Raw genomic sequence first — 278 nt, forward strand, 5'->3', positions numbered from 1 at the left:
CCGCAGGATGAGGTGTATACGAACTACAATAAACTCGTCTTAAAACTTATTCCTCATGCGGGAGATTTTGAAGATCTTCCGGTTTATGAGAAGCTCATAAAAATTTGCAGCTATATCTCCTCATTAACAGACAGTAATATTGTTTCGTCTTTCAAAAAATTCAAGGGGCTGAAAATTTAATTTTTCGTATTTTGCCGTACTAGTTTCTTCGGAAGTAGTTACATCCTTATATGAGCAAAAGATTATATTTCATTCTTCCGGTGCTGGTATTCGCCACT

The 278-nt window shown here is 36.0% G+C and carries 1 pseudogene; it reads left to right on the forward strand.

What is annotated here, in order from left to right:
- Positions 1-180, forward strand: a pseudogene (locus HC176_RS19910) (dGTPase); the annotation flags it as partial.
- Positions 181-278: the final 98 nt, after the last annotated feature.

The organism is Tamlana crocina (assembly GCF_012037625.1).